This window comes from Proteus sp. fly-1067 (genome assembly GCF_040139345.1).
GTDB classification, from domain to species: Bacteria; Pseudomonadota; Gammaproteobacteria; order Enterobacterales; family Enterobacteriaceae; genus Proteus; species Proteus vulgaris_B.
Window position 1 is genome coordinate 1 of the sequence record NZ_JBEEUL010000308.1, and the last position, 504, is coordinate 504.

Sequence of the window (504 nt, forward strand, 5' to 3'; positions counted from 1 at the left end):
GTCCTAATGGTAGGGCCTCCGGGTACAGGTAAAACATTGCTTGCTAAAGCGATCGCTGGTGAAGCAAAAGTACCATTTTTTACTATTTCAGGTTCTGACTTCGTTGAAATGTTTGTCGGTGTTGGTGCATCTCGTGTTCGTGATATGTTCGAACAAGCGAAAAAAGCAGCGCCTTGCATTATCTTTATCGATGAGATTGATGCGGTCGGTCGTCAACGTGGCGCAGGTTTAGGCGGCGGTCACGATGAACGCGAGCAAACATTGAACCAAATGTTGGTTGAAATGGATGGTTTTGAAGGCAATGAAGGTATTATCGTCATTGCAGCGACTAACCGTGCAGATGTTCTTGACCCTGCATTATTACGTCCAGGTCGTTTCGACCGTCAAGTTGTGGTTGGTTTACCTGACGTACGTGGTCGTGAGCAAATCCTGAAAGTTCATATGCGTCGTGTGCCGATTGATCCAAACGTAGATACGTTTATTTTGGCGCGTGCAACACCGGGC

1 protein-coding gene is annotated in these 504 nt (G+C 47.0%); it reads left to right on the plus strand.

What is annotated here, in order from left to right; translation table 11 throughout:
- Positions 1-504 (plus strand): AAA family ATPase (locus ABN217_RS20555; RefSeq protein WP_349460054.1); only part of this gene is annotated, 504 nt, incomplete at both ends.